General features: G+C 39.4%; 2 protein-coding genes. Both read right to left on the bottom strand.

Annotation, left to right across the window (positions count from 1 at the left end; translation table 11 throughout):
* Positions 1–302, bottom strand: a 302-nt coding sequence (locus Q0590_RS37485) for a DUF8817 family protein (RefSeq protein WP_302042813.1), incomplete at its 3' end; no start/stop codon positions are given.
* Positions 303–368: 66 nt separating this feature from the next.
* Positions 369–591: helix-turn-helix domain-containing protein (locus Q0590_RS37490; protein ID WP_302042814.1), on the bottom strand; the 223-nt coding region annotated here is incomplete at its 5' end.

A 591-nucleotide genomic window follows, 5' to 3' on the forward strand; every position in this document is an offset into this window, starting at 1 on the left:
CTTGGAATTTTCCCATAGTAGCTCTTTAATCCATTCTCGAACCTGTGGTTGACCTCGTCAACGTCTGTTACAAGCAGATAACACATGGTTGCATTTTCCGATGCCACAACCTTGCGGCTGCCATAAAAATGCAGGTCAATATTTTTCCATTTGAGACAGGCATATGGATTGGGGGAAGTATAAATGCCTGCTACTTCAAATCCCAGCGCCGTATAAAATTCAACCTGCTCGCGGATATTAGCACATCCCATGATGGGAATAACTTTTTCCTGATGATCGAAACTATTTTTGTCTGCTTCCATGAAAAAGTAAATAAAAGACAAAAGTAGCCCTTCCAATTATGCTAAAATTGGAAAAAATAGACATCATCAATAAGAGGTAACCGAACGGTAGGTACGGGGAGTGAACCCTGAAAATTGTTTGAATTCATTGTTGAAATGGGCTTGATCGTAATAGCCAAGTTCAAGAGCCATATCCGTGTAGCTATCGAATTGTCTATCGGGGAACAAAGCGCTTTCAAATCGAACTATTCTGGAATACAATTTTGGGTTGAAACTGCAGAAATTTTTAAATCTACGCTCAAACTGTTTT

The sequence above is a fragment of the Rhodocytophaga aerolata genome (assembly GCF_030503435.1).
GTDB lineage: Bacteria > Bacteroidota > Bacteroidia > Cytophagales > 172606-1 > Rhodocytophaga > Rhodocytophaga aerolata.